The organism is Rhodococcus ruber (assembly GCF_027270735.1).
Taxonomy (GTDB): Bacteria; Actinomycetota; Actinomycetes; order Mycobacteriales; family Mycobacteriaceae; genus Rhodococcoides; species Rhodococcoides rubrum_A.
This window is the reverse complement of the sequence record NZ_JAPWIJ010000039.1, coordinates 1-545: the sequence shown is the minus strand read 5'-3', so window position 1 is coordinate 545 and position 545 is coordinate 1. Positions and strand designations below refer to the sequence as shown.

1 protein-coding gene is annotated in these 545 nt (G+C 67.5%); it reads right to left on the bottom strand.

Annotation, left to right across the window (positions count from 1 at the left end):
- Window positions 1-545 (bottom strand): alpha-hydroxy-acid oxidizing protein (locus tag O4220_RS27720; protein ID WP_269608749.1); only part of this gene is annotated, 545 nt, incomplete at both ends.

Below are 545 nucleotides of genomic sequence, written 5' to 3'. Positions count from 1 at the left end.
GTCCCACTGCTCACGCAACCACGCGATGTCCTCCCACGACGGCAACGGCGTCGACATCCACTCCCGATACGCCGCGAAGAACGTCGGCGCCGATTTTCCGGGCGGAGCGAGATTCGGGGCCGTCAAATCCGGGAACGCACCCGAACGAGCCCACCGCGCCAGCCACCGCGGCCGCGCCAACACTTCCGGCGCCAACCGCAGCATCGCCCTGGCGTCGAGGCGTTCGGGAATCACCGGACTCCCCCCATCGCGGCCCTCCGAGAACGACCAATCCATCGTCACGATCAACCCCACCGCACCGGCTGCACGCGCACGATCGAGCATGTGCCCCAACAACTCCCGCGAACCCACCCAATGCACCTGAAAGAACGTCCGCGGATTCGCCGCGACGACTTCCTCGATGGGCTTGCTCGCGAACAACGACAACCCCACCGACACACCGCGCGCCGCTGCCGCCCTCGCCACCGCCACCTCACCATCCGGGTGCACCGCCTGCACACCCGTCGGGGAGATCATCACCGGAAACGACAGCGGCTGACCCATCA